Source organism: Cucumibacter marinus DSM 18995, from assembly GCF_000429865.1.
Lineage (GTDB): Bacteria > Pseudomonadota > Alphaproteobacteria > Rhizobiales > Devosiaceae > Cucumibacter > Cucumibacter marinus.
Genome location: NZ_KE386977.1, coordinates 45,754 through 69,517 on the forward strand (window position 1 = coordinate 45,754; position 23,764 = coordinate 69,517).

At 63.5% G+C, this 23,764-nt stretch carries 20 protein-coding genes and 1 riboswitch; of the genes, 17 read left to right on the plus strand and 3 right to left on the minus strand.

Annotated features, from left to right (window positions below; genetic code table 11):
• The first annotated feature begins 58 nt into the window (after positions 1 to 58).
• The 6 genes from G489_RS0111125 (at position 59) to G489_RS0111150 (ending at position 7,001) form a co-directional block, all read left to right on the plus strand.
• Positions 59 to 1,084, plus strand: a complete 1,026-nt coding sequence (locus G489_RS0111125; RefSeq protein WP_029041594.1) for an ABC transporter substrate-binding protein — start codon at positions 59 to 61, stop codon at positions 1,082 to 1,084.
• 108 nt (positions 1,085 to 1,192) lie between these two features.
• Positions 1,193 to 2,701 (plus strand): sugar ABC transporter ATP-binding protein, encoded by a 1,509-nt coding sequence (locus tag G489_RS0111130; RefSeq protein WP_029041595.1) that lies wholly within the window; start codon positions 1,193 to 1,195, stop codon positions 2,699 to 2,701.
• A gap of 1 nt (position 2,702) precedes the next feature.
• Entirely contained in the window at positions 2,703 to 3,689 is a 987-nt protein-coding gene (locus tag G489_RS0111135; protein WP_035872507.1) for an ABC transporter permease, read from the plus strand.
• The gene (locus G489_RS0111140; RefSeq protein WP_051332554.1) at positions 3,686 to 4,693 is read left to right on the plus strand and encodes an ABC transporter permease; all 1,008 of its coding nucleotides are present in this window, start codon (positions 3,686 to 3,688) and stop codon (positions 4,691 to 4,693) included. Before G489_RS0111135 ends, G489_RS0111140 begins: the two co-directional genes overlap by 4 nt.
• Before the next feature lie 4 nt (positions 4,694 to 4,697).
• A complete protein-coding gene (locus tag G489_RS0111145) occupies positions 4,698 to 5,717 on the plus strand; it encodes a LacI family DNA-binding transcriptional regulator (protein ID WP_029041598.1) in 1,020 nt (339 codons plus the stop codon).
• Positions 5,718 to 5,759: 42 nt separating this feature from the next.
• Positions 5,760 to 7,001, plus strand: a complete 1,242-nt coding sequence (locus G489_RS0111150; protein WP_029041599.1) for a Gfo/Idh/MocA family protein — start codon at positions 5,760 to 5,762, stop codon at positions 6,999 to 7,001.
• Positions 7,002 to 7,124: 123 nt separating this feature from the next.
• Here the strand turns inward: G489_RS0111150 and G489_RS0111160 are convergent, their stop codons facing one another.
• Positions 7,125 to 7,691, minus strand: coding sequence for a DUF2239 family protein (locus tag G489_RS0111160; protein ID WP_029041600.1), 567 nt, complete (start codon positions 7,689 to 7,691; stop codon positions 7,125 to 7,127).
• 72 nt (positions 7,692 to 7,763) lie between these two features.
• Positions 7,764 to 8,531 (minus strand): IclR family transcriptional regulator, encoded by a 768-nt coding sequence (locus G489_RS20210; protein ID WP_051332555.1) that lies wholly within the window; start codon positions 8,529 to 8,531, stop codon positions 7,764 to 7,766.
• Between the two features lie 70 nt (positions 8,532 to 8,601).
• Between G489_RS20210 and G489_RS0111170 the strand changes: the two genes are divergently transcribed.
• The 9 genes from G489_RS0111170 to G489_RS0111210 all read left to right on the plus strand — a co-directional run bounded on the left by G489_RS0111170 (position 8,602) and on the right by G489_RS0111210 (position 17,206).
• Positions 8,602 to 9,615, plus strand: coding sequence for a cupin domain-containing protein (locus tag G489_RS0111170; protein WP_029041601.1), 1,014 nt, complete (start codon positions 8,602 to 8,604; stop codon positions 9,613 to 9,615).
• 2 nt (positions 9,616 to 9,617) lie between these two features.
• Positions 9,618 to 10,322, plus strand: coding sequence for a fumarylacetoacetate hydrolase family protein (locus tag G489_RS0111175; RefSeq protein WP_245578890.1), 705 nt, complete (start codon positions 9,618 to 9,620; stop codon positions 10,320 to 10,322).
• A gap of 18 nt (positions 10,323 to 10,340) precedes the next feature.
• A complete protein-coding gene (maiA, locus tag G489_RS0111180; protein WP_029041603.1) occupies positions 10,341 to 10,997 on the plus strand; it encodes a maleylacetoacetate isomerase in 657 nt (218 codons plus the stop codon).
• A gap of 27 nt (positions 10,998 to 11,024) precedes the next feature.
• The gene (gene dctP, locus G489_RS0111185) at positions 11,025 to 12,068 is read left to right on the plus strand and encodes a TRAP transporter substrate-binding protein (RefSeq protein ID WP_051332556.1); all 1,044 of its coding nucleotides are present in this window, start codon (positions 11,025 to 11,027) and stop codon (positions 12,066 to 12,068) included.
• 6 nt (positions 12,069 to 12,074) lie between these two features.
• The gene (locus G489_RS20215) at positions 12,075 to 12,617 is read left to right on the plus strand and encodes a TRAP transporter small permease (protein WP_051332557.1); all 543 of its coding nucleotides are present in this window, start codon (positions 12,075 to 12,077) and stop codon (positions 12,615 to 12,617) included.
• Positions 12,618 to 12,627: 10 nt separating this feature from the next.
• Entirely contained in the window at positions 12,628 to 13,938 is a 1,311-nt protein-coding gene (locus tag G489_RS0111195) for a TRAP transporter large permease (protein ID WP_029041605.1), read from the plus strand.
• Positions 13,939 to 13,975: 37 nt separating this feature from the next.
• Positions 13,976 to 14,192, plus strand: a riboswitch (cobalamin riboswitch).
• A 107-nt stretch (positions 14,193 to 14,299) separates the two neighbouring features.
• A complete protein-coding gene (locus G489_RS0111200) occupies positions 14,300 to 15,133 on the plus strand; it encodes an ABC transporter ATP-binding protein (protein WP_245578892.1) in 834 nt (277 codons plus the stop codon).
• Positions 15,134 to 15,151: 18 nt separating this feature from the next.
• Positions 15,152 to 16,126, plus strand: coding sequence for an ABC transporter substrate-binding protein (locus G489_RS0111205; protein ID WP_029041607.1), 975 nt, complete (start codon positions 15,152 to 15,154; stop codon positions 16,124 to 16,126).
• Positions 16,127 to 16,141: 15 nt separating this feature from the next.
• Complete coding sequence (locus G489_RS0111210) at positions 16,142 to 17,206, plus strand: FecCD family ABC transporter permease (protein ID WP_029041608.1); 1,065 nt, start codon at positions 16,142 to 16,144, stop codon at positions 17,204 to 17,206.
• On the opposite strand, the gene G489_RS20220 is transcribed toward G489_RS0111210, so the two are convergent.
• Positions 17,207 to 20,593 (minus strand): hybrid sensor histidine kinase/response regulator, encoded by a 3,387-nt coding sequence (locus G489_RS20220; protein ID WP_051332558.1) that lies wholly within the window; start codon positions 20,591 to 20,593, stop codon positions 17,207 to 17,209.
• A 411-nt stretch (positions 20,594 to 21,004) separates the two neighbouring features.
• On the opposite strand from G489_RS20220, the gene G489_RS0111220 reads away from it, so the two are divergent.
• Together G489_RS0111220 and G489_RS0111225 are read left to right on the plus strand one after the other, a co-directional pair.
• Positions 21,005 to 22,678: an ABC transporter substrate-binding protein gene (locus tag G489_RS0111220; protein ID WP_210162604.1), complete on the plus strand. Its 1,674-nt coding sequence runs from the start codon at positions 21,005 to 21,007 to the stop codon at positions 22,676 to 22,678.
• Between the two features lie 106 nt (positions 22,679 to 22,784).
• Positions 22,785 to 23,762, plus strand: coding sequence for an ABC transporter permease (locus G489_RS0111225; RefSeq protein WP_029041610.1), 978 nt, complete (start codon positions 22,785 to 22,787; stop codon positions 23,760 to 23,762).
• Positions 23,763 to 23,764: the final 2 nt, after the last annotated feature.

Consider the following 23,764-nt stretch of genomic DNA (forward strand, 5'->3'; position numbering starts at 1 on the left):
ATGTTTGCAATCGATTACAATCGTGATTACGCTCTCTTCAGTTTCTAGGGAGGAAATCATGAAACATCGTCTAACCGCCGTTGCCGCGGCGGCCACCTTCATCGTCGCGGGCGCCACCGGTGCCTTCGCCCAGAGCTACAAGATCGGCCTCTCCAATGGTTGGATCGGCTCCGAATGGCGCACTCAGATGATCGAGGAAGCCGAAGCCGCAGCCGCTGCCTGGAAAGAACGTGGCGTCGACGTCGAAGTCGTCGTTCAGTCGGCCAATGTCGACGTGCCGGGCCAGATCGCCCATGTGCGCAACTTCATGAACCAGGGCGTCGATGCGATCATCATCAACCCCAACAGCCCGACCGCCTTCGACCCGGTGTTCCGCCAGGCCGCGGCGCAGGGCATTCTGGTGATCTCGACAGACGCTGAGGTCTCCTCGTCCGACGCGATCTATGTCGGCATCGACCAGACCGACTGGGCCGCAAAGTCCGCCCAGTGGCTCGCCGACACCCTTGGCGGTGAAGGCAAGGTCGTCGCCATCAATGGCGTCGCCGGCCACCCGGCCAACCAGATGCGCGTCGAAGGCTACACCTCGGTGTTCGACAATTATGACGGCATTGAAGTCCTCAACGAGGTCAACGCCAACTGGGATCAGGCCCAGGGCCAGCAGGCCATGCAGAACCTGCTTGCGACCTATCCCGATATCGACGGCGTCTGGGTTCAGGACGGCATGGCCGCCGGTGCCTGGCGCGCCATCATGGATGCCGACAAGACCGCGGATATCGCGGCCACCGGCGAGATCCGCAAGGACTTCCTCGACATCTGGGCAGAAAACGATCTGACCTCGGGCGCCTCCGTGAACCCCCCGGGTGTCATGGCCTCCGCGCTCAATGTCGCTGTCTTCATGCTCGAAGGCCGTGAACTGAAAGAGCCCGCGGATGCCGGTCAGTATGGCAATGCGCTGTACCTGCCGATCCCGTTCATCGACGGATCGAATTTCGAGGAAGTGCACGAGGCTGTCGAAGGCAAGCCGGGCTACTATTCCTACACCAGCGCCCTTTCGATCGACGACGCCGAAGCGCTGTTCAACTGATCGAGCACGTCCTCCGGGTGTGATGCCCCTCTGAGCACCCGGACTCCCGCGAGCGGGCGGCGCCTCATGCCCGCCGCCCGCTCTCCCGGAGACAGGATCATGACCGCCATGCCCAAGCTACAGCTCAATGGTGTCCGCAAGAGCTACGGCGCCACCAAGGCCCTGCGCCACGGCGACCTCAGCCTCGATGCCGGCGAAGTCCATGTGTTGATCGGCTCGAATGGCTCGGGCAAATCCACTCTTTGCAAGATCGTCGCCGGCTCCGTACGCCCTGATGGCGGCGAGGTCATTCTCGATGGCCAGCCCGTCGAGATCGGTGGCCCGCAAGATGCCAAGGCCAAGAGTATCGGCATCTTCTACCAGGAACTCAGCCTTGCCGCGCATCGCACGGTCGAGGAGAATATCTGCCTGCCGAGCCTGCCGCTTTCCGGACCGTTTGCGGATCGCCGCGCCATCACCGAGCGCGCCAGCCGTTACCTCAAGCTGTTCGAAGGGGTGACCGGCGAAGGCTTTGCGCTCGATACCCCGGTCGGGCATCTGCGCGAGGATCAGCGCCAGCTCGTCGAGATCATGAAGACGCTCGCGACCGAGGCCGCGATCCTGATCTTCGACGAACCCACATCATCCCTCGACCGCTCGCAGGTCGAACGCTTTTTCGCGGTCCTCAAACAACTCAAGACCGAAGGCCGCTCGGTCGTGTTCATTTCCCACCGCATGGACGAGATCTTCGAGATCGGCGACCGCGTCACCGTGATCCGCGACGGTGAGACCGTTGGCACGCTCAAGATCGGCGATACCGACCAGGCAAAAGTCATCGCCCTGATGGTCGGGGAGGGGGCAACCCCCCGCTCCGGGGCCGAGGCCAAGAATCCTGCCACCACGATCCGGTCCGACATCACGCCGCGTCTCTCGGTGTCGGGACTTTCCGGCAAGGGCTTCCGTGATATCGGCTTCGACGTCGCACCCGGCGAGATCGTCGGCTTTGGCGGCCTGCACGGCCAGGGCCAGTCCTCGGTGCTGCGGGCCCTGTTCGGGGCGGCCGAGGTCGCCGCCGGTTCGATCGCCCTCAATGGCAATTCCGTCACGCCCGCCGATCCGCGCGCCGCGATCCGGCTCGGCTTTGCCTATGTTTCGGGCGACCGGGGCCGCGATGGCGTGATCCGCGGGCGCTCGATCCTCGAAAACGTTACCCCCGTGCACCTGCTGCGCGCCGGACAACGCTTGCTCGATCCCGCCGATCTCAAGCAGAAGGCCCGCCCCGCGCTCGAGGCCCTGAAGACGGTTTTTGCCGGCTACGATCAGCCTGTCACCGCGCTGTCCGGTGGCAATCAGCAAAAGATCGTCATTGCCCGCTGGTTAGTCGACGCGCCCCAGGTGTTGCTGCTCGACGACCCCACCAAGGGTATCGATCTCGGTGCCAAGGCGGACCTGTTCGCCCTCATCCGCAAGCTCGCGGAAGACGGGCTGGGGATCGTGCTCTATTCGTCCGAAGACAATGAGCTTTTGCAGAATGCCGATCGCATTCTGGTCTTCAATGGTGGCCGCATCGCGCGCGAGCTCGCCGGCGACGAGCGTACACCCTACAATCTCTATCACGCTGCATATGAGGCTGCCTGAGATGACGGACCAGACCGCCTCCAACTCCCTTTCCGTCGCCGGTCAGCGGCTCATCGCCCGCTTCCCCTTCGTGCCGGCGGCGATCATCCTGGTCGTTCTGCTGGCGCTCAATGGCTGGTTCGAGCCGCGCAGCCTGTCATTCGGCGCACTCAGAGGTCTCGTCAGCACCTATCTGGCGCTGATGCTGCTCGCCATGGCGCAATCCTATGTGGTCTTCGCATCCGACCTCGACCTGTCCGTTGGTGCCATCGTTTCACTGGTCAATGTGGTGATGGTCACCGTGATGCAGAGCCTGGGCGGCGACCCCCTGATGGTGCTCTTCGCCTGTGTTGTCGGCATCGCGGTCGGAGTTGCTTGCGGACTGTTCAACGGTTTCGTGGTCGCCGCGCTGAGGCTGCAGGCGATCGTGGCGACCTTCGCCACCTCGATCTTTTTCACCGGTATCGCGCTTTACGTGCTGCCGGTTGCCGGTGCGCCGGTGCCCGAGGCCTTCTGGCTCACCTATGCCTCGAGTTATTTCGGCATCCCCTTTGTCTTTTATGTGCTGGCGCTTGTGTTGGTGATCCTGACGCTGCTGGCGCGCTCCGGCCTGGTGATACGCATTCTCACCGTTGGTGACGATGCCATGGGCGCCTTCCATTCCGGTCTGCCGGTCACCGCGATCCGCATCAAGGGCTATGCGCTGTGCGGCTTGTTTGCCGCTCTGGCCGCCATGTGCCTGACCGGTGACACGGCCAGCGGCGACCCGCTGGTCGGCGGACAGATGACCCTCAATTCGGTCGCGGCCGTCGTGCTTGGCGGCACCGCGCTGTCGGGCGGCAAGGGCAGCGTACTCGGCGCCGTCATCGGGGCGCTGATCATCGGCCTGATCAATTCCCTCGTCTTCTTCGTGGGCACCCCGTCCGAATGGCAGAACCTCGTTCAGGGGCTTGCCATCCTCGGTGCGCTGATGATCGGCGTGCTGGTGAGCCGGAGGGCGCAGAAATGAGCGAGGTGACCCGCACCGGCACTGAGACCGGCAACGCCAACCCCACCCTCGGGCGCGCCCTGGCGCTCATCCGCCAGCCGATCGTGGTTGCGCTTGTGCTGATCGTCATCTTGCTGGCGCTGGGTGAGACTCTCTCACCCGGCTTCGCCTCGGGGCAGCAAATCATGCGCCTGCTGATCGTCGCCGCTCTGCTCGGCATTGTCGCCGCGGGGCAAAACCTCGTTATCCTCGGGGGGCGCGAAGGCATCGACCTATCGGTCGGTGGCGTGGTGTCACTGGCCGCGGTGCTCGCCGGCAATGTCATGAACGGCGCCGATATCGGCATCATCCCAGCGCTGTTGGTGGCACTGGCAGTGGGCGGCTTCTTCGGCGCCTGCAACGGCATCGGGGTGACCCTGTTGCGCATCCCGCCGCTGGTCATGACCCTCGGCATGCTCGGGGTCATGCAGGGTCTCCTGGTCGTGATCCGCAATGGCATTCCCTCGGGCAGCGCCGCACCGCTGCTTTCGACCTTTGTCTCCAAACCCTTCCTGTTCGGTATTCCCGGCATTCTCTGGCTCTGGGTTGCGGTCGGGCTGTTGATGGCGTTCATGCTGCGCCGGACCGTCTTCGGTTACCGTGTCTATGCCGTGGGTTCGAACGAACAGGCCGCCTATATGGCCGGTGCGCCGGTCAAGCGCATCCGCGTCGCGCTGTTCACCCTGTCGGGCATGTTCGCCGCGCTTACCGGGGTCTGCCTGCTGGGTTATTCCGGCACCAGCTTCTCCGGGGTGGGCGAGCAATATATGCTGCCCTCGATTATCGCGGTGGTTCTGGGGGGAACACCATTGTCAGGGGGCAAGGGCGGCTATACCGGCACCATGGCGGGCGCGGTGCTGCTCGTGATCCTGCAATCCATCCTCGTGACCATCAATATCGACGAATCCGGTCGCCAGATGGTGTTCGGGGCGACCCTGCTCGTCCTGATGCTGTTCTATGGCCGCGGCCGGACCATGCGGGGATAGGCCAATGGCATCGCGGGCGCGCATCAGGGACATAGCGGAGCGGGCGGGGGTTTCGACCGCCACGGTCTCGCGTGCACTGTCAGATTCTTCGCTGGTTGCTAAAGCCACCCGCGACATGATCAAGAAAACCGCCGAGGCGCTCGACTACCGCCCGAATGTGACGGCGCGCAATCTCCGGATCCAACGTTCCATGTCGGTGCTTCTGGTTGTGCGCGACATGTCCAACCCCTTCTATCTCGAAGTCTTCAAGGGCGTGGAAGCCACGGCCCGCGCCGCCGGCTATTCGGTCTTGATGGGCAATACCGAGAACGACGCCGAGCGCGAACGCGACTATTTCAACATGCTGCAGGACGGTCACGCCGACGGCATGATCCTGATGACCGGCAAGCTCCCCGCCGACAACGAACCCTGGGAAGCGGGCAGCCCGCATCCGCCCATCGTCGTGGCGCTCGAAATGATCGAAGGCGCCGGCCTGCCCCATGTGCAGATCGACAATGTCTCGGCCTCGCGCCGCGCCACCGAGCATCTGATCGAGCTCGGGCATACGCGCATCGCGCATATCGCCGGGCCGATCCCCGAACAGATGAGTGTTCGCCGCCGCAAGGGCTATCGCGAGGCGATGAAGGCGGCGGGGCTTGCTATTCCCAAGGGTTTCGAGGTGAAAGGTGACTTCTCCCTCGCCTCAGGCCGCGCGGCCTGCAAGACGCTGTTTTCCGGCGCTGAAACCCCGACCGCGATTTTTTGCGCCAACGATGAGATGGCCTTTGGCGCCATCAACGAACTGCGCCAGATGGGTCGCTCGGTGCCCGAAGACGTATCTGTCGTCGGGTTCGACGACATCATGTTTGCCGAAGCGTTTTATCCGCCGCTGACGACCGTCAGCCAGCCCCGCGCCGAAATCGGGGCGCGGGCCATGGCCGAATTGCTGACGGTGATGAATGGCGAGGCGATGCCCCCCCGCACCATCGAAGTACCGGCGACACTGACAATTCGCGGCTCGACCGCTGCACCTGGCGGCGCCTGAGCCGCGCCCGAAACAAGAGACAAGATTTCAAAGGAGAGGCCCATGCCCGATCTGCCTGTCAAAACCCTGCGTATCGGCTTTGTCGGTTCCGGCTTCATCGCCAAGTTTCACCTGCAATCCCTGATCGGGGTCCGCAATTGCGAGGTCACAGGCGTCTATTCGCGCTCTGCCGATAATCGCCAGAGTTTCGTCGACCTCGCCCATGATCTCGGCTTCGGGCCCTGCGAGAGCTTTGCAAGTCTCGAGGAGATGGTGCGTTCGGACACTGTCGATGCGGTCTGGATCCTGTCGCCGAACCACACCCGTCTCGGCATCATGCAGGTGATCCATGACGAGGTGAAAGAGGGCCGCTCCAAGGTCTTCGCGGTTGCCTGCGAAAAGCCGCTCGCCCGCACGATCGGGGAAGCGCGCAAGATGGTCGAGCTCGCCAAGGATGCCGGGCTCAATCATGGCTATCTCGAAAACCAGGTGTTTGCGACACCGGTTATCCGCGGCAAGGAAATCATCTGGCGGCGCGCGGCCTCGACCACCGGCCGGCCCTATCTGGCCCGCGCCGCGGAGGAGCATTCCGGCCCGCACGAAGCCTGGTTCTGGCAGGGCGACAAGCAGGGCGGCGGTGTTCTGTCGGACATGATGTGCCATTCGGTCGAAGTGGCCCGGCATCTGTTGACGGCACCCGATGCGGATCGGAACTCGCTGACCGTCAAACAGGTCAACGGCACGGTCGCCAATCTCAAATGGACCCAACCGAAATATGCCGACAAGCTGCGCGATACCTATGGGCCCGAAGTCGATTATCGCAATCACCCATCGGAGGATTTCGCCCGCGCCGTGGTCTCGCTCGAAGACGAGAACGGCCAGACCGTGATGATCGAAGCGACGACCTCATGGGCCTATGTCGGGGCGGGGCTGCGCATTCAGCTCGAACTGCTGGGGCCGGAATACGCCATGGAGTTCAATTCGCTCAATACCGGGCTCAAGGTCTTCATGTCCCGCGAGGTGACGGGGTCGGAAGGCGAGGACCTGGTTGAAAAGCAGAACGCCGAACAGGGCCTTATGCCGGTGCTTGAGGATGAGGCCGGTGTCTATGGCTATACCGACGAAAACCGCCACATGGTCGAGTGCTTCCGCAAGGGCGAGACCCCGATCGAGACCTTCGATGATGGCCTTGCCGTCGTCGAGATGCTGATCGGGCTCTACTATTCCGCCGAGACCGGCAAGGTGGTGAACTTCCCCGCGCCGGAACTGGAAGACTACGTCCCATTGGTCGCCCGCCCGCGATAGGGGGCGATGGGCGCTCTTGCCCCCACCATCGTCGCCACCCGGTTTATCCGGGTGGTCCGGACCGGGTCGCCCGACAAGCCGGGTGATGACGAATGAGTGTGGGGCAGGCCCCTTCAATCACTGTCACCCTTCGAACGCCGGTGCAGCGAGGCTGCGGGCATAGTCGCGGATGTCCGCCGGCCAGCCCGCGCTGCGTGCCTCGAAACCTGCCTTGTCCCGCGCATAAAGCGCCCGCGAGGCGTCTTCATAGCCGGGCCGATCGCCGGCCATGAGCTGCATGAAGCGGTCCGCGGCAGCCTGGGCATTGCGGATGCGGTCGACATCGCCTGACTGTTTGCGCGCCGCATCAACCAGCCGCCGCAACGTGCCGGATGCGCCACCGGGCTGGGTCGCCAGCCACTCCCAGTGTCGGGGCAACAGGGTTACCTCCTTGGCGACTACCCCGAGCTTGGGGCGGCCGCGCGACGGCTTGGTGGCAGGGGATGAGGGACGGGCAGGGGCATCGAAATAGCCGCCATCGTCCCGGGTGAGGTCAAGGAGTTGGACCCGACCGTCGCTGTCCTCGAAGATCAGGATTTCGGCATCCGGGTCTTCGGCCTGGGCCGCGCGGACGGCCAGAACCACCTCGGAAATGGCGCCGCGGGCGAGCAAAACCTCGCCGGAAAAGGCCGTAAATCGCGGGTCGGACATTTGTCGCTCCTCAGGGTGAAGAGCGCTATTTATACCCGGGTAAAAACAAAGTCAATATTACCCGGGTAAAAACTAGTGTTCACGCCCCGCGTTAAACGCGGCGATTGCAGCGGTGAAGCGTTCGGCCTCATTGGTACCCGGATCGAACCGGCCCGGCTCGGTTGTCACAAGGGTCAGGCTGCAGGCCAGCGATCCGTCAATCTCGGTGATCGCCCCGCTGATTGCGGCAAGGCCCGGCACCAGCGCGCCTTCGATATGCGCCACCCGTGTTTCGCGGATCGGGGCCAGGATGGCTTCGCGCTCCGAAGCGCTTATCGCCTTGTCGGTCTTCTCCTGCGCGACGAGTTCGGCAGTCGCGCCTTCGGGCATCAGCGCAACGAACACCCGGCCGGTCGCTGAACGCAGAAGCGGCACGCTGGCCCCGATGCCGAGGCTTGAAACCACCGGCGTGCCCCCATGGGCGAGCTTGATGATCACCGGTCCCCTATCGCCCCACACGGCCAGATGCCCGGTGGTCCCGAATTCGGCGGCCAGCTTTTCCAGCAGCACCCCGGCGCGCTCGACCAGCATGTCGCGGGCGATTGCCGCGACCCCCAGCCGGCGGGCCAGGGGGCCGAGATCATAGTGACCGGTCGCGGGGTTCTGGGACGCCAGCCCGATGCGCACAAGGCTCGCCATATAGCGATGCACCTTGGCCGCGGGCATGCCCGCCTCGGCAGCGATATCCTTGAGCGGTGCGGCACGGCCGAGCGTGCACAGCGCCTCGAGAATGACCCCGCTCATATCGACTGATTGCACGCCCTTGGCGCGGGCGGGGGTGTCGTTGGCGGGGTCGGTCATCACATTTCCCAAAATTATGTATTGCATGATGCATATCATATAACGTAACACGGGGCCACAGGAGGAGCCGATGACAACCGAGGATTTCAACAACTCGCTCGCCGCCGCGGATGTGTCGCCGCTGTGGAACGTGATGGCGAATCTGGTCACCGAGACCCCGCGGCCCGCGGCCCGGCCCCATCTCTGGCGCTATGCGGATATGCGGCCATTACTGGTGGCGGCAGGGGAGGCGATCACCGCTGAACAGGCCGAGCGCCGCGTGCTGATCCTCGAAAATCCCGGCATTCCCGGCGGCCACCGCACCACCGATTCGCTTTATGCCGGTTTGCAGCTCGTCCTGCCCGGCGAAGTCGCACCCGCCCATCGCCACACCCAGTCCGCCATGCGCTTCGTGTTCGAAAGCGAGGGGGCCTGGACCGCGGTCGATGGCGACAAGGTCGTGATGCACCCCTTCGATCTGGTGCTGACCCCCAATTGGCGCTGGCACGAGCATGGCGGGGAAGGGGCGCCGGCCATCTGGCTCGACGGGCTCGACATTCCGATCATCTCCCATTTCAGCGCCGGCTTCGCCGAGCGCGAGGGCAATGCGCCGGCGCCGGATAGTGTGCCGCCTGGCATCTCGGCCGCACGTTGGGGATCGAACCTGAAACCGATCCACCCGGTCGGCGTCAAATCCGACCACCCGCTCTTTCATTATCCCTTTGCGCAATGGCGCCAGGCGCTGACGGCTCATGCCGGGGCATCAGACCCGGATACTCATTGCGGCCACGTCATGGAGTTCGTCAATCCGGTGACCGGCGGCGCGGTCATGTCGACCCTTTCGGCTTTCGCCCATCACTTGCCCGCCGGCATGAAGACGCGGCCCTATCGGCAAAGCGCCGGGGCGGTGTTCACCCTTGTCGAAGGCAGTGCGACGCTCACCATCGATGGCACCGCCTATGCTCTCGAACCGCGCGATGTCATCGCCGTGCCGTCCTGGGCAGCGCTTGAAATCCATGCCGGAAGCGAACCGGCCGTCCTGTTTTCCTATTCCGACCGAACCTGCCACGAAAAGCTCGGCCTCTGGCGCGAGCAAAGAGACTGATGATGCCCATCTTCCCCGTCACCGCCCCGACCTTTCTCAAAACCACGACCGGAGAAGATTTCCCGGTCGCCCGGGTCTTCTGCGTCGGGCGCAATTATGCCGCCCATGCCCGCGAAATGGGTCACGATCCCGACCGCGAGCCACCCTTCTTCTTCACCAAGTGGGCGGAGACGGTGATCAATGCCGATCCTTCGGATGAGGCGGTGATCGCCTATCCGTCCGAGACTGGGAACTATCATCACGAGGCCGAATTGGTCGTTGCCATCGGCAAGCCGGGCTTCCGCATCCCGGTCGATGAGGCGGCGGGGTATGTCTATGGGCTTGCGACGGGACTCGATATGACCCGGCGGGACCTGCAGGCTCAGGCCCGCGAAAAGGGCCGGCCCTGGGATACCGGCAAGAATGTCGAACAGTCCTGCCCCACCGGCCGGCTGATGCCGATTGGCGAGAACGGGCTGATCGAAAGCGGTGAAATCAAGCTGACCGTCAATGGCGAAACGCGCCAGCAGGCCGATCTTGATGAGCTCATCTGGTCTGTGCCCGAGGTGATCGCCGATCTCTCCCGCTTCTATCATCTGCGGCCCGGCGATCTCATCTATACCGGCACGCCCGCCGGCGTGGGACCCGTTCAGCCCGGAGACACCGTTTTTGTAACAATTGCAGGCCTGCCTTCGCTTGCGGTAGCCATTGGTGACCACACCCGATAATCGCGAAGGGCAGAAACCGTGCTGAGCCTGAAAGACGCCGTCTTTTACAACTATTTCCGCTCATCCGCCGCCTACCGGATGCGCATCGTCATGGCGCTCAAGGGGCTGACCCCCCGTGAGACGGTCGATGTCGATCTGCGCAACGGGGCGCAACGCGGCGAGGACTATCTCAAGATCGCGCCGTCGGGTCTCGTGCCGTCCCTCGATTTCGGCGATCACCCGCATGGCCAGTCGCTGGCCCTGATCGAATGGATCGACGCCACCTATCCCGAGCCCCGCATCATCCCGGCCGATCCCCATGACGCGCTGGCGGCCCGCGAGATCGCCTTCTCGATCGCCTGCGACATTCATCCTGTCGACAATCTGAGGGTCCTCAACCGGCTCACCGAACAGTTCGGGGCCGACAACGATGCCCGTACGGCCTGGTATCATCACTGGCTGAAACTCGGTTTCGATGCCGTCGAGACCCTTTTGAAGCGGCAAAAGGATCATGGCGGCGAAGGACCTTTTGCCCTCGGTGATACGGTCAGCATCGCCGATGTCTGCCTGATCCCGCAGGTCTACAACGCCGAACGCTTCAATTTCGATCTGACGCCCTATCCGTTGATCAGGGCGGTCAATGACCATTGTCTCGGCCTGCCGGCCTTCTCGGACACATCGCCCGACGCCGGCTGACCGGACACAACAGGGAGGAAATACACCATGAAGACCATGAAACGCCTGATCCTCGGCGCGACCGCGCTTGCGGGCCTGATGGCCGCAACGACAGCCGGTCACGCCCAGGAAATCACACTCAAGATCAGCCAGTATCTGCCTGCCGTTCACGGCTTCCAGGCCGACTTTCTCGAACCCTGGGCCGCCGAGCTCGAAGAGCGCAGCGAAGGCCGGGTCGCGGTCGAGATCTTCGACGCCTCGTCCGCCTTCGGCAAGGTCGAGCGTCAGGCCGACCAGGTCCGCGCCGGGGTGATGGACATCGCCATCGGCCTCAACGGCATTCCGCGCGACCGTTACCCGTCTGCCGCCATCATCGAAATGCCATTCCTTGTCGACCATGCCGACAGCGGCAGCCGTACCCTGTGGCAGCTCTACAAGGAAGGTGCGCTCGGCTCCGATTATGAAGGCTTCAAGGTGCTGGCGCTGTTCACCCATCATGGCGGGCTGTTCCACACCGTCGACAAGCCGGTGCGCGATCTCGGCGATCTGCAGGGGCTGCGCATGCGCACACCGAGCCCGGCGGTCTCCGCCATGCTCGAATATCTCGGCGCCTCGCCGGTCGGCATGCCCCCGGCAAATATCTATGAGAACCTCGAAAAGGGTGTCCTCGACGGCGTGGTCACCACCTGGGATCTGGTCGGCGCCATCAAGGCCAACGAAGTCCTCAAATACCACACCGATGCCGGGGCCTATGTTGCCGGGTTCCATGTCCTGATGAACCAGGCCAAATACGATTCCCTGCCCGACGATATCAAGGCGATCATCGACGACATGTCGGGCGACAATCTCGTCGCCAAGTTCGGCGACTGGTGGGACAAGTGGGAAGCACGTGGCTATGAGGACGCGGTTGCCCGCGGCAATGAGATCATCGAGATCGATGATGAAACCCGCGCCGCCTGGGAAGAGGCACTGCAGCCCATGATCGAGGCCTATCTCGACTCAATGGCCGAGCAGGGCGTTGAAAACCCGCCCGCGCTTTATGCCCGCGCCAAGGAACTGGTGGCGCAGTATGACGCCGAACGCGAAGAATAGGCGCTGATGACGCCTGCTTCCGCCAATGATCATGACGCATCGCCGCTGCGCGCAGCGGTGCGTCGGTTTGCCCGCTGGGTCAACCGGCTCACAGAGGCGCTGGCGCTGTTGGGGATCACCGCCCTGGTCGGCGCCATTGTGGTCGTCGTGCTCGATATCGTCTTGCGGCGGCTGGGCGGGCGTTCCTTCATCGGCACCGTCGATCTGACGCAGCTTTGCCTTGTCGCGGCCGCTTCCTGGTCGATCCCCTACGCCTTCTCGCGCGGGGCCCATGTGACCGTCGACCTGATCTCCGGCTGGTTGCCTCGTGGTATGCCGCAGGTACTCGATGCTATTGCGCTGGTGACGGGCGCCGCCCTCCTTGCCTTCCTTTTCTATCTTTCCTGGGGCCGCGCCATGGAACAGCTCGCCTATGGCGACGTCTCCCAGGATCTTGCCATCCCGATGATCTGGTACTGGGTGTTTCTGCTCAGCGGATTGGCTGTTTCCGTGCTCGCCGCGCTGACCGTGGCTTTCGAACACGCCACGGGTCTGAGGCACGAACCATGAGCCACCCATCATGAGTCTTGAATGGGCCGGGGTTGCCGGCTTCCTCGTCACACTGGTGCTGGCGCTGTTGCGCGTGCCGGTTGCCCTCGCCATGGCGCTGGTTGGCACTGTGGGAACATTGCTGATCATGGACTGGACCTCGGCAACCTATGTCATGGCCAGCCTGCCCTTCGAGGCGATCTATCCCTATTCGCTGTCGGTGGTGCCGCTCTTCATCTTCATGGGCGTCTTCGCCGCCCATTCCGGCCTGTCGGGCAATCTCTATCGCGGCATTGTCGCCTTTGCCGGGCATCGGCCAGGCGGGCTGGCTGTCGCCACCGTCGGCGCCTGCGCCGTGTTCGGCGCGATTTCGGGCTCATCGCTGGCAACGGCCGCTACCATGGGCCGGGTCTCCCTGCCCGAAATGCAGTCGCGCGGCTATGCCCCGAGCCTTGCCGGCGCGTCGGTCGCGGCCGGGGGCACGCTCGGTGTGCTGATCCCGCCCTCGATCATGCTGGTCATCTACGGGCTGATGACCGAGCAATCGATCGGCGCCCTGTTCGCCGGGGCCATGCTGCCCGGCCTTTTGGCGACGGCCCTTTATGTGCTCGCTATCGTCATCCAGGTGGTGCGCAAGCCCGACCTTGCCCCGCCTTCCGACCGGGTGCCCTGGCGCGAGCGGCTGGTCGCGCTCGGCGGCATGTGGGACGCCGCATTGCTGATCATTCTGGTGATTGGCGGCATCTATGCCGGCATCTTCTCGCCCACCGAGGCGGCGGCGGTCGGGGCAGGGGCCTCGATCCTGTTCACGGCCCTGCGCGGCAAGCTGAGCTTCAAGGTACTGCGCTCGGGCATGACCGAAACCGCCTCGATGACCGGAATGATCTTCCTCATCCTGATCGGCGCGGCGCTGTTCAATTTCTTCATCGAGGCCAGCGGTCTGACCCAGGCGCTCGTCGCCATGATTACCGAGGCGAACCTGTCGCCCCTGATGGTGATCGTGGTCTTGCTGATTTTCTATCTGGTGCTGGGTTGCTTCATGGACAGCCTGTCGATGATCCTTTTGACGGTGACCCCCGCCTTCGGCATCGTCACCGGGCTGGGCTATGATCCGATCTGGTTCGGCGTGCTGCTGGTCTCGGTTGCTGAAATCGGACTGATCACCCCGCCCATCGGCATGAATCTGTTCGTCATCCAGGGCGTATCGAAGGGGCTGACATTGGGCACGATTTCGCGCGGCATCCTGCCCTTCATGGCCGCCGATATCGTGCGCATCGTCATCCTCGTCGCCGCCCCGGCGCTGGTGCTGTGGCTGCCCGGCGTGCTCGGCCTCGGGCAATAGGACACCGATAAAGCCCTTGTGCCGATTGCCGAATCCCCGCTTATTGGCGGGCGATGGTTCCCGCTTGTCCGAAAAGGGCTGCGGGATGAAAAGGGAACACGGTGAGGCGTACCCAAAAGGGACCGAAACCGTGGCTGCCCCCGCAACTGTGAGCGGAGAGCCAACCCCGTTTTGACCACTGGCCGAAAGGCCGGGAAGGTCGGGCAAGGCGACGACCCGCAAGCCAGGAGACCTGCCATCGCATTTCAACTCAACCGGCCGGGGTGTGCCGAGGAGACGACGATGGCATTGATCCATTTCGGGTCACATACGACCGACATCGCTGTTCCATGCCTGTCCCGCCAAACGGGGGACGGACGCCATGGATATGGCCCTTTCGGCAGGCACAGCGCAGACCGGACTTGAAGACCTGACGGGATCGCGCCCGGCCGCCCTGACCATCGACAGCCTTGACTGGGGACCCGCACGGGACCGGCTGCTGCTGCGCGGCATCGGCGTCGATGTGAAACCCGGCGAGATGCTGGCGATCGTCGGCCCCAATGGCGCGGGCAAATCGAGCCTGTTGCGCTGCCTTTACCGGTTCCAGCGCCCGCTCTCCGGCCGGGTCTGTCTCGATGGCGAGGACATCTGGGGTCTGAACCCGCGCGCCTGCGCCAAACGCATCGCAACGGTTGTGCAGGAACCGGCCTCGGATATGGGGCTGAGCGTTGCCGAAGTCGTCGAGATGGGTCTCACCCCGCATGCGGAACGCTGGGGCAGCCGGCCCGATGACTATCGCCGGATCGAGCAGGCCCTCGATCTGATGGGGCTTGAGGTGCTGGCGCCGCGCAATTTCGCTTCGCTTTCGGGGGGCGAGAAACAGCGCGTGTTGATCGCAAGAGCACTGGCGCAAAAGCCGGACCTGTTGATCCTCGATGAGCCCACCAACCACCTCGACATCCGCCATCAGCTCGAACTGCTCGAAATGCTGTCGGCCCTGCCCGCAACCGTGATCGTCACTCTTCACGACCTCGCACTTGCCACCGCTCATGCTGACCGGGTGCTGCTGCTCGATGGCGGCGAGGCGGTGGCCCTTGGCTCGCCGAAAGAGGTGCTGACCGCCGCCCGCATCCGTCAAAGCTTTGCTGTCGAGACCACCACCGACTGCCATCCGGTCACCGGGCGGCCCCGTTTTTCATTCCACCTATCGCGCTAATCCAAAAAGGACTCCGCCATGCGACACCTTTCAATTGCCGCCATTCTTCTGGCTGCCAGTACCGCCGCTGCCGCCGGCCATGAGAGCGGCGAACATGAGAACGCCGACCACTACCCGGTCACCGTCACGAGCTGCGACCGCGAGGTCACGTTCGATGCGGCGCCGGGCCGAGCCGTCTCCAATGACGTCAATCTGACCGAGATGATGCTGGCGCTCGGTCTTGCCGACCACATGGTTGGCTATACCGGGATCTCCGACAGGCGGTCGATCGATCCGACGCTTCGCGATGCGCTCGGAGATTTGCCTGACCTCTCTCCGGACTATCCCGGCAAGGAAGTGCTGCTGGGCGCCGACGCCGATTTCTATTTCGCCGGCTGGAATTACGGCCTGCGCGTGGGTGGGGACGTCACCCCCGAGACCCTCGGTGAATTCGGCATCGCGGTCTATGAACTGACCGAGAGCTGCATCCACATCATGGAGAAGTCGAAATCCACCATCGACGACATGTATGCGGATCTTTTCAATCTCGGCGCCATCTTCGGCGTACCCGAGCGGGCCGAGGAACTCGTCGCGGGCTACAAGGCGGACCTCGCCGATTTCCAGGCGACGCTGCCGGCGCGCGAGGAGCCGGTAAAAGTCTTTGTCTATGATTCCGGCGACCAACAGCCCTATACCGCGGGCCGCTATGCCATGCCGACCGCGATGATAGAGGCCGCAGGCGGCAACAACATTCTCGACGATGTCGCGTCAAGCTGGGTGCAAATCGGCTGGGAGCCGGTCATTGAGCGCAACCCGGAAGTGATCGTCATCGTCAATTATGGCGAGGTCACCGCCGAGCAGAAGGCGGACTTCATGCGCAACAACCCCGCCTTCGCCGATATCCCGGCGGTCAAGAACAACCGTTTCGTGACCCTTCAATATGTCGAGGCCACCCCCGGTCCACGCAATATTGCGGCCATCAAGCGGCTCGCCGCTGCCTTCGCAGCCGAATAGACAGGATCAGACCGCATGTCGCACCGGCATCTCGTTTCCGGCCCCCAGCACATCATCCTGCATCACATGCCTGCCGTGATGGCGGGGCTTGGACTGGTGCTCGGTGCGGTCATGCTGATCTCGGTGGGGGTGGGCGCCGTTGCCATCCCCATCGACACGGTCTGGGGCGTCATCCAGTCAAAACTCTTGCCCGGCAGCATCGAAGGTGACTGGTCCGCCGGGCGGGAGAACATCGTCTGGGAGGTGCGCGCGCCACGCATCATCCTTGGGGCGCTGGTCGGCGCCAGTCTCGCCATTGTCGGCGCGGCCCTTCAATCGGTCACCCGCAACCCGCTTGCCGACCCCCACCTACTCGGGGTTTCGGCTGGCGCCGCCTTTGGTGCCATTCTGGCGCTCCTGCATGTGGGCATGGTGCTCGGCCCGCTTACCCTGCCGGTCTTCGCCTTTGCCGGTGCGCTCGGGGCGACAGCGCTTGTGTTGATGGCAGCCAACCTCACCCGCGCTCAATCCGCCGACCGGCTGATCCTTGCCGGCGTCGCTGTCGGCTTCATCATCACCGCGCTCGGCAATCTCTTCATCTTCCTCGGCGATCCACGCGCAACCCATACGGTCATCTTCTGGATGCTCGGCGGGCTCGGGCTGGCGAGCTGGGACCAGCTCATCTTCCCCCTCCTGGCGCTGGGGGTCGGCTCGGCTTATCTGATCGTGCGGGCGCGGGCCTTCAACGCCATGATCCTTGGTGATGAAAGCGCCACGGCCATGGGCATTCCCGCCCGCCGGTTCCGTCTCGCGGTCTTCATCGTCTGCGCGCTGCTGACCGGCTGCGCCGTCGCCTTTTCCGGCGTTATCGGCTTTGTCGGGCTGATGATCCCGCACATCGTGCGGCTGGTCGTCGGCGGCGATTATCGTCGGGTGCTGCCGCTTTCTGCCATTGGGGGCGCATTGTTCCTCGTTTTGACCGATATGGCGGCTCGCTCGCTGATGCCGCCTCAGGACATGCCGCTCGGCATCCTGACCGGGCTGATCGGCGGCGGCGCGTTCATTGTGCTGATGCGCAGGCGGGCTGGCGCGGGATCGTGATCAGGCGGTGCCGGTCTCGAGCCATTTCGCCACCCCGTCGCGCACCATTTCGCGCAGCCGGGTAAGCTTGTCGGCGAGCGCGTCACGGTCTCCGGCATCCCCGTCATCCTCGCCGGTTTCCGCCAGCACGAACTCGCCGGTGCGGATCACATCGCGCCAGCGCGGGTTGGCGGGCAAGGTGTCGACCAGCATGTATTTGTCGAGCGTGCGGGTCTGTAGCGAAGACCGGTCGAGACTGACCCGCCAGACCCCGGAGCGTTCTGCGAGATCGAACTTGTTCTTGCCCTTGGCGTGCCGCCAGATTTCGAGCGAGAGATTGACCACATCGACAACTGTCTGGCGATAGGCCTCGCGGTCGTCGCCGCTGGGCATGTCGTCGGTCAGCACGTCTGCGTCGCCCGTCTCGGGTTCGGAAAGCGGCCCGACACTGTCGAGTGCCCCGCGCACCGATTGAACCAGCTGCTCACCCTGTCCAGTAGCCTCGAGTTCCGCCCCGGCGATGATGACGGCGATGCCGCCCCCTGCCTCCGGCTCGAGTTCGAAAGCCGACAGGCTCACCTCCGGCAGACCCTCGCCAAGCGATAGCCGTTCGCCGTGATAATCGCCATCCGCCTCACAGGCTGCCAGCATCCGCTTGAACAGATCGCCCGGCAGCAGGGTGGCGATGGCCTGACCGGTTTCGACCGGCTGGCCCAGTACGGTTTCTGCCTGTTTGTTGGCGTAGCTCACCCGGCCCGAAGGCTGGACACACACAAGGCCGACCGCCAGCGTGTCGAGGAGGCTGGCCATACGGCGCTGGGACAGCCGCAAGGCATCCTCGATCTGGATGCGGCGGTCGATCTCTTCCTGCAATTCGGTGTTCTCGATGGCCTGTCGGCGCCCGCGCGCGGCTTCCAACAGCGTGGAGATGCGCGCCAGCAATTCGTCCTTGATGAAGGGTTTGACCACATAGTCGTTTGCCCCCGCCTCGAGCCCGGCGATCACGTCTCGGGTGCGCGAGCGCGCGGTGACCATGACGATCGGGAGGGAGAGCCGGTCGTGGTGTTGGCGCAGCCGGCGGGCGACATCGAGCCCGCTCATATCCGGCATCATCACATCGAGAATGATCAGGTCGGGGGCGTGCTTGTCGACCGCATCGAGAGCCGCACCGCCATTCTCCGCCACATGCACGGTATAGCCCTGCGGGATCAGCACATTGCGCAAGACCTGGATGTTGATCGGTTCATCGTCGACCACCAGAATGACCGGCGCGCTGCCATCGTCACTGGCGATCGCGGGGCGGGTATCGACTTCGAGTGTGTTGAGCGTCTCGTGATAGCCCTCATCGGTGACTTCCATCCGGCGATGGGTCTTGATCATCCCGTCCGCCCCGGTCTCGGCGACCGGCAGGGTGAGGGTGAAGCGCGAACCTTCCCCGAGCGCGCTCCTGGCGCTCAGCTTGCCGTCGAGCGCGGTGGTCAACTGCCGGGCAATGGTCAGCCCGAGCCCCGAACTGCCCGACTTGCCCGAACTGTCGATATTGTCGCCCTGTTCGAGCGGCTGGAACATGCGTTCGAGCGCATCCGGGGCGATGCCCGGCCCGGTGTCGGAAATGACGATGTCGACGAGGTCGTCATGCCGTTCGGCGAAGATCTGGATCGAGCCCTGCTCGGTATATTTGATGGCGTTGCCAACAAGGTTGTAGAGGATCTGCTCGAACCTGACGGGATCGGCCAGTACCAGCGGAATGTCCTGGGGGATATCGACCCTGAGGGTGATCGGTTCACCGCGCAGGAGCGGTTCGGCGAGCTGCAGAACGTTGCGAAGGCTGGTGGCCACATGCACCGCCTGCATGTCGAGCCGGAGCCGGCCCTGACGGATGCGGTAAAGATCGAGCAGATCGTCGACCAGCCGTGACAGCCGGCGGGCGGAGAAGGTGATGAGCTGGAGCTGGCTGCGCTGTGCCTGGCTCAACTCCCCCGCGGCACCGGCGGACAGCGTTTCGGCAATGCCGACAATGCCGTTGAGCGGGGTCCTCAGCTCATGCGAGGTGTTGGCGAGGAAAGTGTCCTTCAGCCGGTCGGCCTCTTCGAGCTGCTGGTTCTTCTCGGCAATCGCCTTGACGTTTTTTTCGAGTTCCGCCGAGTTCATCGAGATCAGGGCAAGCTGGTCGCGCACCGCATCGCGCATACGGCGGAAACTGCCTGCCAGCCGCTTGAGTTCGATAGGGCCCTGAATGTCGGGCATCGAGCGGTCGAGATCGCCGTCAGCAATGGCCTCGGCGGCATCCGTCAGGCGCACCACCGGGGCCGTCGTCGAGCGGGCGAGCGTGGCTGCCAGCAGCAGAAGCAGCGGGACGGAGACGACGGCCAGCGTCAACACGGTAACAAACAGGGCCATCGAGCTGGCATAGGCGATGGCGGCGGGCACTTCGGACACCAGCAGCCAGGGCACGCCCCAGGCATCGATCCCCGCCGTCGCCATCAGCGCCGCTTCTCCGCCCATGCCTTTTTCGGGGCGGGACATGCCCGGCCGCAAATCGTCCGGTCCGGCATGGGGGGAGGCATCGCCGGGCATTAGCCCCGAGCCTTCCGGCGCGGCGATGATCAACCCGGCCGATGACATGAGATAAATTTGCCCGGTCGATCCCGCCTCGGATTGCGAGAGGGCGTTGAGCCCGCCCGGCGGCAGCCGGAAAACGATCACCCCGCCGGCACGCCGGTAATACTGCACCCGGATCGCGACATAGGCGGCGAATTCACCGGTGACCGGGTCGCGCTCGAAATCGCGAAAATAGACGCCGGTGTCCTGCGGCGCGTCCTGCAGCGCCGCCTGGATCTGGCCGAGTGGAGACCCGGCAAGTTCTCCGGTCAGCGAGCGGGCGAAATAGGCGTCTTTGCCGACCGAATAGACCACCCGGCCCGAAGACCCGATCAGATAGAGATTGTCGAACTCGGAGGATTCGACAAAGGCTGAATAATCGTCGTGAAACTGGCCATGCATATTGGCATAGACCACGGCCTGCCTGAGCAGCGCATCGCGGTCGGCCTGGCTCGCTTCCGCATCGTCGGCGCCATAGCCCTGGCGCAGGATCGCCTCGGCCGCATCGGGCTCGGCCTCGATCTGGCGAAAGCCGTAGCTGAACCCGTAGAACTCGCCGATCGAATAGCGCACCGTGCTGGTCTGGCTGAGATTGCCCGCCTGCCGTCCCGCAAAGGTGAGATATTGCCGGATTTCGGAGCGCTTGGCCTCGGTGACGAAACCGAGCCGCGCGAAGGTTTCGCTCTCCACATTGGAGACAAGAAAGTAAAGAAAGGTCGCCCCGACAATGAAAAGCGGCGCCAGCGAAATCACGAAAAAGATCAGCAACAGCCGACCTCGCAATCCGCGCGGTTTGAGCGCCATCATTCCTCTCCTCCGTGTCGCGCTGCCCCCTTTGCGCGCTGATATAGCTCTAGCGGACCCGCAGCGCCCGGTCGAGACCTGCACTGGCTTCCGATTGGCGTTGTGATTGGTATCAGAGTGGTCCGCTTGTCGGGCCCAATGGAAACTTGCTGTTGAATCAAGTGTTTATGATCGGGATTGTACGGTTTATCGACGCTTTGGCGCGACGATTTGTCGATTTTTCAGGTGCTTTTTCAGTACGAGCCGGATGACATCAGGGGGGTGCTGCGAAATGGTCGCCCAATGCCCGGACAGCCGGAAACGGACCAATTCGGGCGGGTGGCGGTACCGTTCCCATGGCCAAATCGGCCAAAGTATTGAACAGAACCGCCGGGAGAGGACACGCTAGATAACCTTAGGGGAGGTATCCACGCCATGCGTCGATCTACCATTCTGCGCGCTGTTGCGACAGCGCTGGCTCTTGCACCCTTGGCGGTGCCCGCGGCCTACGCCCAGGAAGAGGGCGATTCCGTCCTCGTGGCCCTGCCGCAGCAGGTGACCGCCTGGACCGAGAACTTCAACCCGTTCAACCAGACCACCACCGTACCCTCGATCCGCGACTTCGCGTATGAGCAACTGGTGATCTTCAACCGCATGCAGGGCGGTACCGCCGAATACCGGCTCGCCGATTCTTACGAATATGGCGACGACCTCAAATCGGTCACCTTCCACCTGCGCGATGGGCTGAAATGGTCGGACGGCGAAGATCTCACCGCCGATGATGTGATTTTCACCTTCAACATGATCAAGGATCACCCGGCGCTCGACCTGCGCACCGTGTGGGACCGGATCGACGGCGTCGAGAAGATCGATGACCAGACCGTCAAGTTTGACTTCAAGGAAGTCGATACCGGCCTGATCTTCGACCTGGTTCGTGTTCACACCGTTCCCGAACATATCTGGGCCGACGTGGAAGACCCCGTGTCCTTCACCAACCCCAATCCGGTTGGTAATGGTGCACTGACCGAAATCGTGCGCTTTACACCGCAGGAATATGTGCAGTGCCGCAATCCCTACTTCTTCCAGGCCGACGATCTGGAAGTCGACTGCATGCGCTTCCCGCAGATCGCCAACAACGACCAGGCCCTGACCGCCGCTGCCCGCGGCGAGCTTGACTGGTTCGGCTCCTTCCTGCCCGACATTGAGAAGACCTATGTCGCTCAGGACCCCGAGCACCACAAATACTGGTTCCCGGGCGGCTCCCTCGTGATCTTCAACATGAACCTCGAGAGCGAAAATGCCGGCAACGCGGAAGCCTTTTCCGACGTTGCGTTCCGCCGCGCCTTCTCGATGGCCATGGACCGTCAGGCCATGGTGGACATCGCGGGCTATGGCTATCCGACCATCAACCAGTATCCTTCCGGCCTGGGGCAGGGCTACCACGCCTGGAACAATCCTGAAGTTGATGCTGAATACGGCCAGTACACCGAGTACAATGTCGATGGCGCCAAGGCGCTGCTCGACGAAGCCGGTTATGCCGACACCAATGGCGACGGTTTCCGCGAAACCCCCTCGGGTGAGGAAATCTCGTTCGACGTGATCGTGCCGAATGGCTGGACCGACTGGGTCAACACCGTCCAGATCGCCATCGAAGGGCTGAACGAAGCCGGCATCAACGCCCGCGTCGCCACCCCGGAAGCAGCCGCCTGGACCCAGGAACTGATCGACGGCTCCTATGACGCCGCCATCAACGCCCTGGTCGTTGGCGTGACCCCGCATATGGCATTCGACACCTTCCACTCGCGCAAGAAGGGCACCACCCGCTTCTCCGCGACGCGCTGGACCAATGCCGAACTCGATCCGCTTCTCGACAGCTTCTTCAAGACTGCCGACCGCGACGAGCAGCAGGCGATCATGGATGACATCCAGATGATCCTGGGCCGCGAGATGCCGCATGTGCCGGTGTTCAACAACCCGTACTGGTACCAGTACAACACCGCGCGCTTTGAAGGCTTCTTCTCCGCCGACAATGCCCAGGCCGTTCCGGTCGTGCATGACGGCAACCCCGAGCGTGTGCTGCACCTGCTGCAGCTGAGCCCGAAGTCCTGAGCCAGGGCCTCGTAAAGTCGAACGAAGTCCTCTGACTTCGAGACGCTAATCCGGACCGCGGGCGGCCAGCCAAGAGCCGCCCCGGTCCTCGACCCCGGGGGAGATCATGGCGTTCATCCTGAGGCGCATCGCCTTCTACCTCGTCGCCTTCCTCGTGGCGGCAATCATCAATTTTCTCTTGCCCCGCCTGATGCCGGGCAATCCCATCGACATCATGTTCGCCTCGGCCAATGTGATCATGCCGCCGGAGGCCAAGAAGGCCCTGGCGCTGACCTTCGGCTTTGTCGACAGGCCCTTGTGGGAAGAGCTGCTGATCTATTTGAGGTCGGTCTTCACCTTCGATCTGGGTGTCACCATCCGCTACTATCCGCTGACCGTCACCGAAGTGCTCGGGCGCGGATTGCTCTGGACGCTTCTTCTGGTCGGCACCTCGGCGGTGCTGTCCTTCTGCCTGGGCTCGCTGCTCGGCATTCTCGCCGCCTGGCGCCGCGGCAGCGCGGTAGACAGCACCATCTCGCCGCTGGCTCTCGCCATGCAGTCGATCCCCGCCGTGGTCGTGGCCATCACCACACTGTTCATCTTCGGGGTGGCGCTGAGATGGCTGCCCGTGGGCTATGCCTATGAGCCGAGCCTTGATCCCGAATTCTCCTGGGAGTTCATCTCCTCGGTCCTGACCCATGCGCTGATGCCGCTGTTCTCGCTGATGCTCACCTCGATCGGCGGCTATCTCATCACCATGCGCAACAACATGATCGGCCAGCTCGGCGAGGATCACGTGGTGATGGCGTCGGCCAAGGGGCTGTCGGACCGGCGCATTCGCTACAACTATGCGGCGCGCAACGCGCTGCTGCCGTCGGTCACCGCCTTCGCGTTGAGCCTTGGTTCGGTCATGGGCGGTTCGCTGATCACCGAGATCGTGTTCAACTATCCCGGGCTTGGAAACCTTCTGTTCCAGGGCATCATCAACCGCGACTACCCGCTGATCCAGGGCCAGTTGCTGATCATGACCCTCACCATGCTGACGGCCAATCTGATCATCGACTTCGCCTATGTCTTCCTCGATCCGCGGCTGAGAAAGGCCTGAGC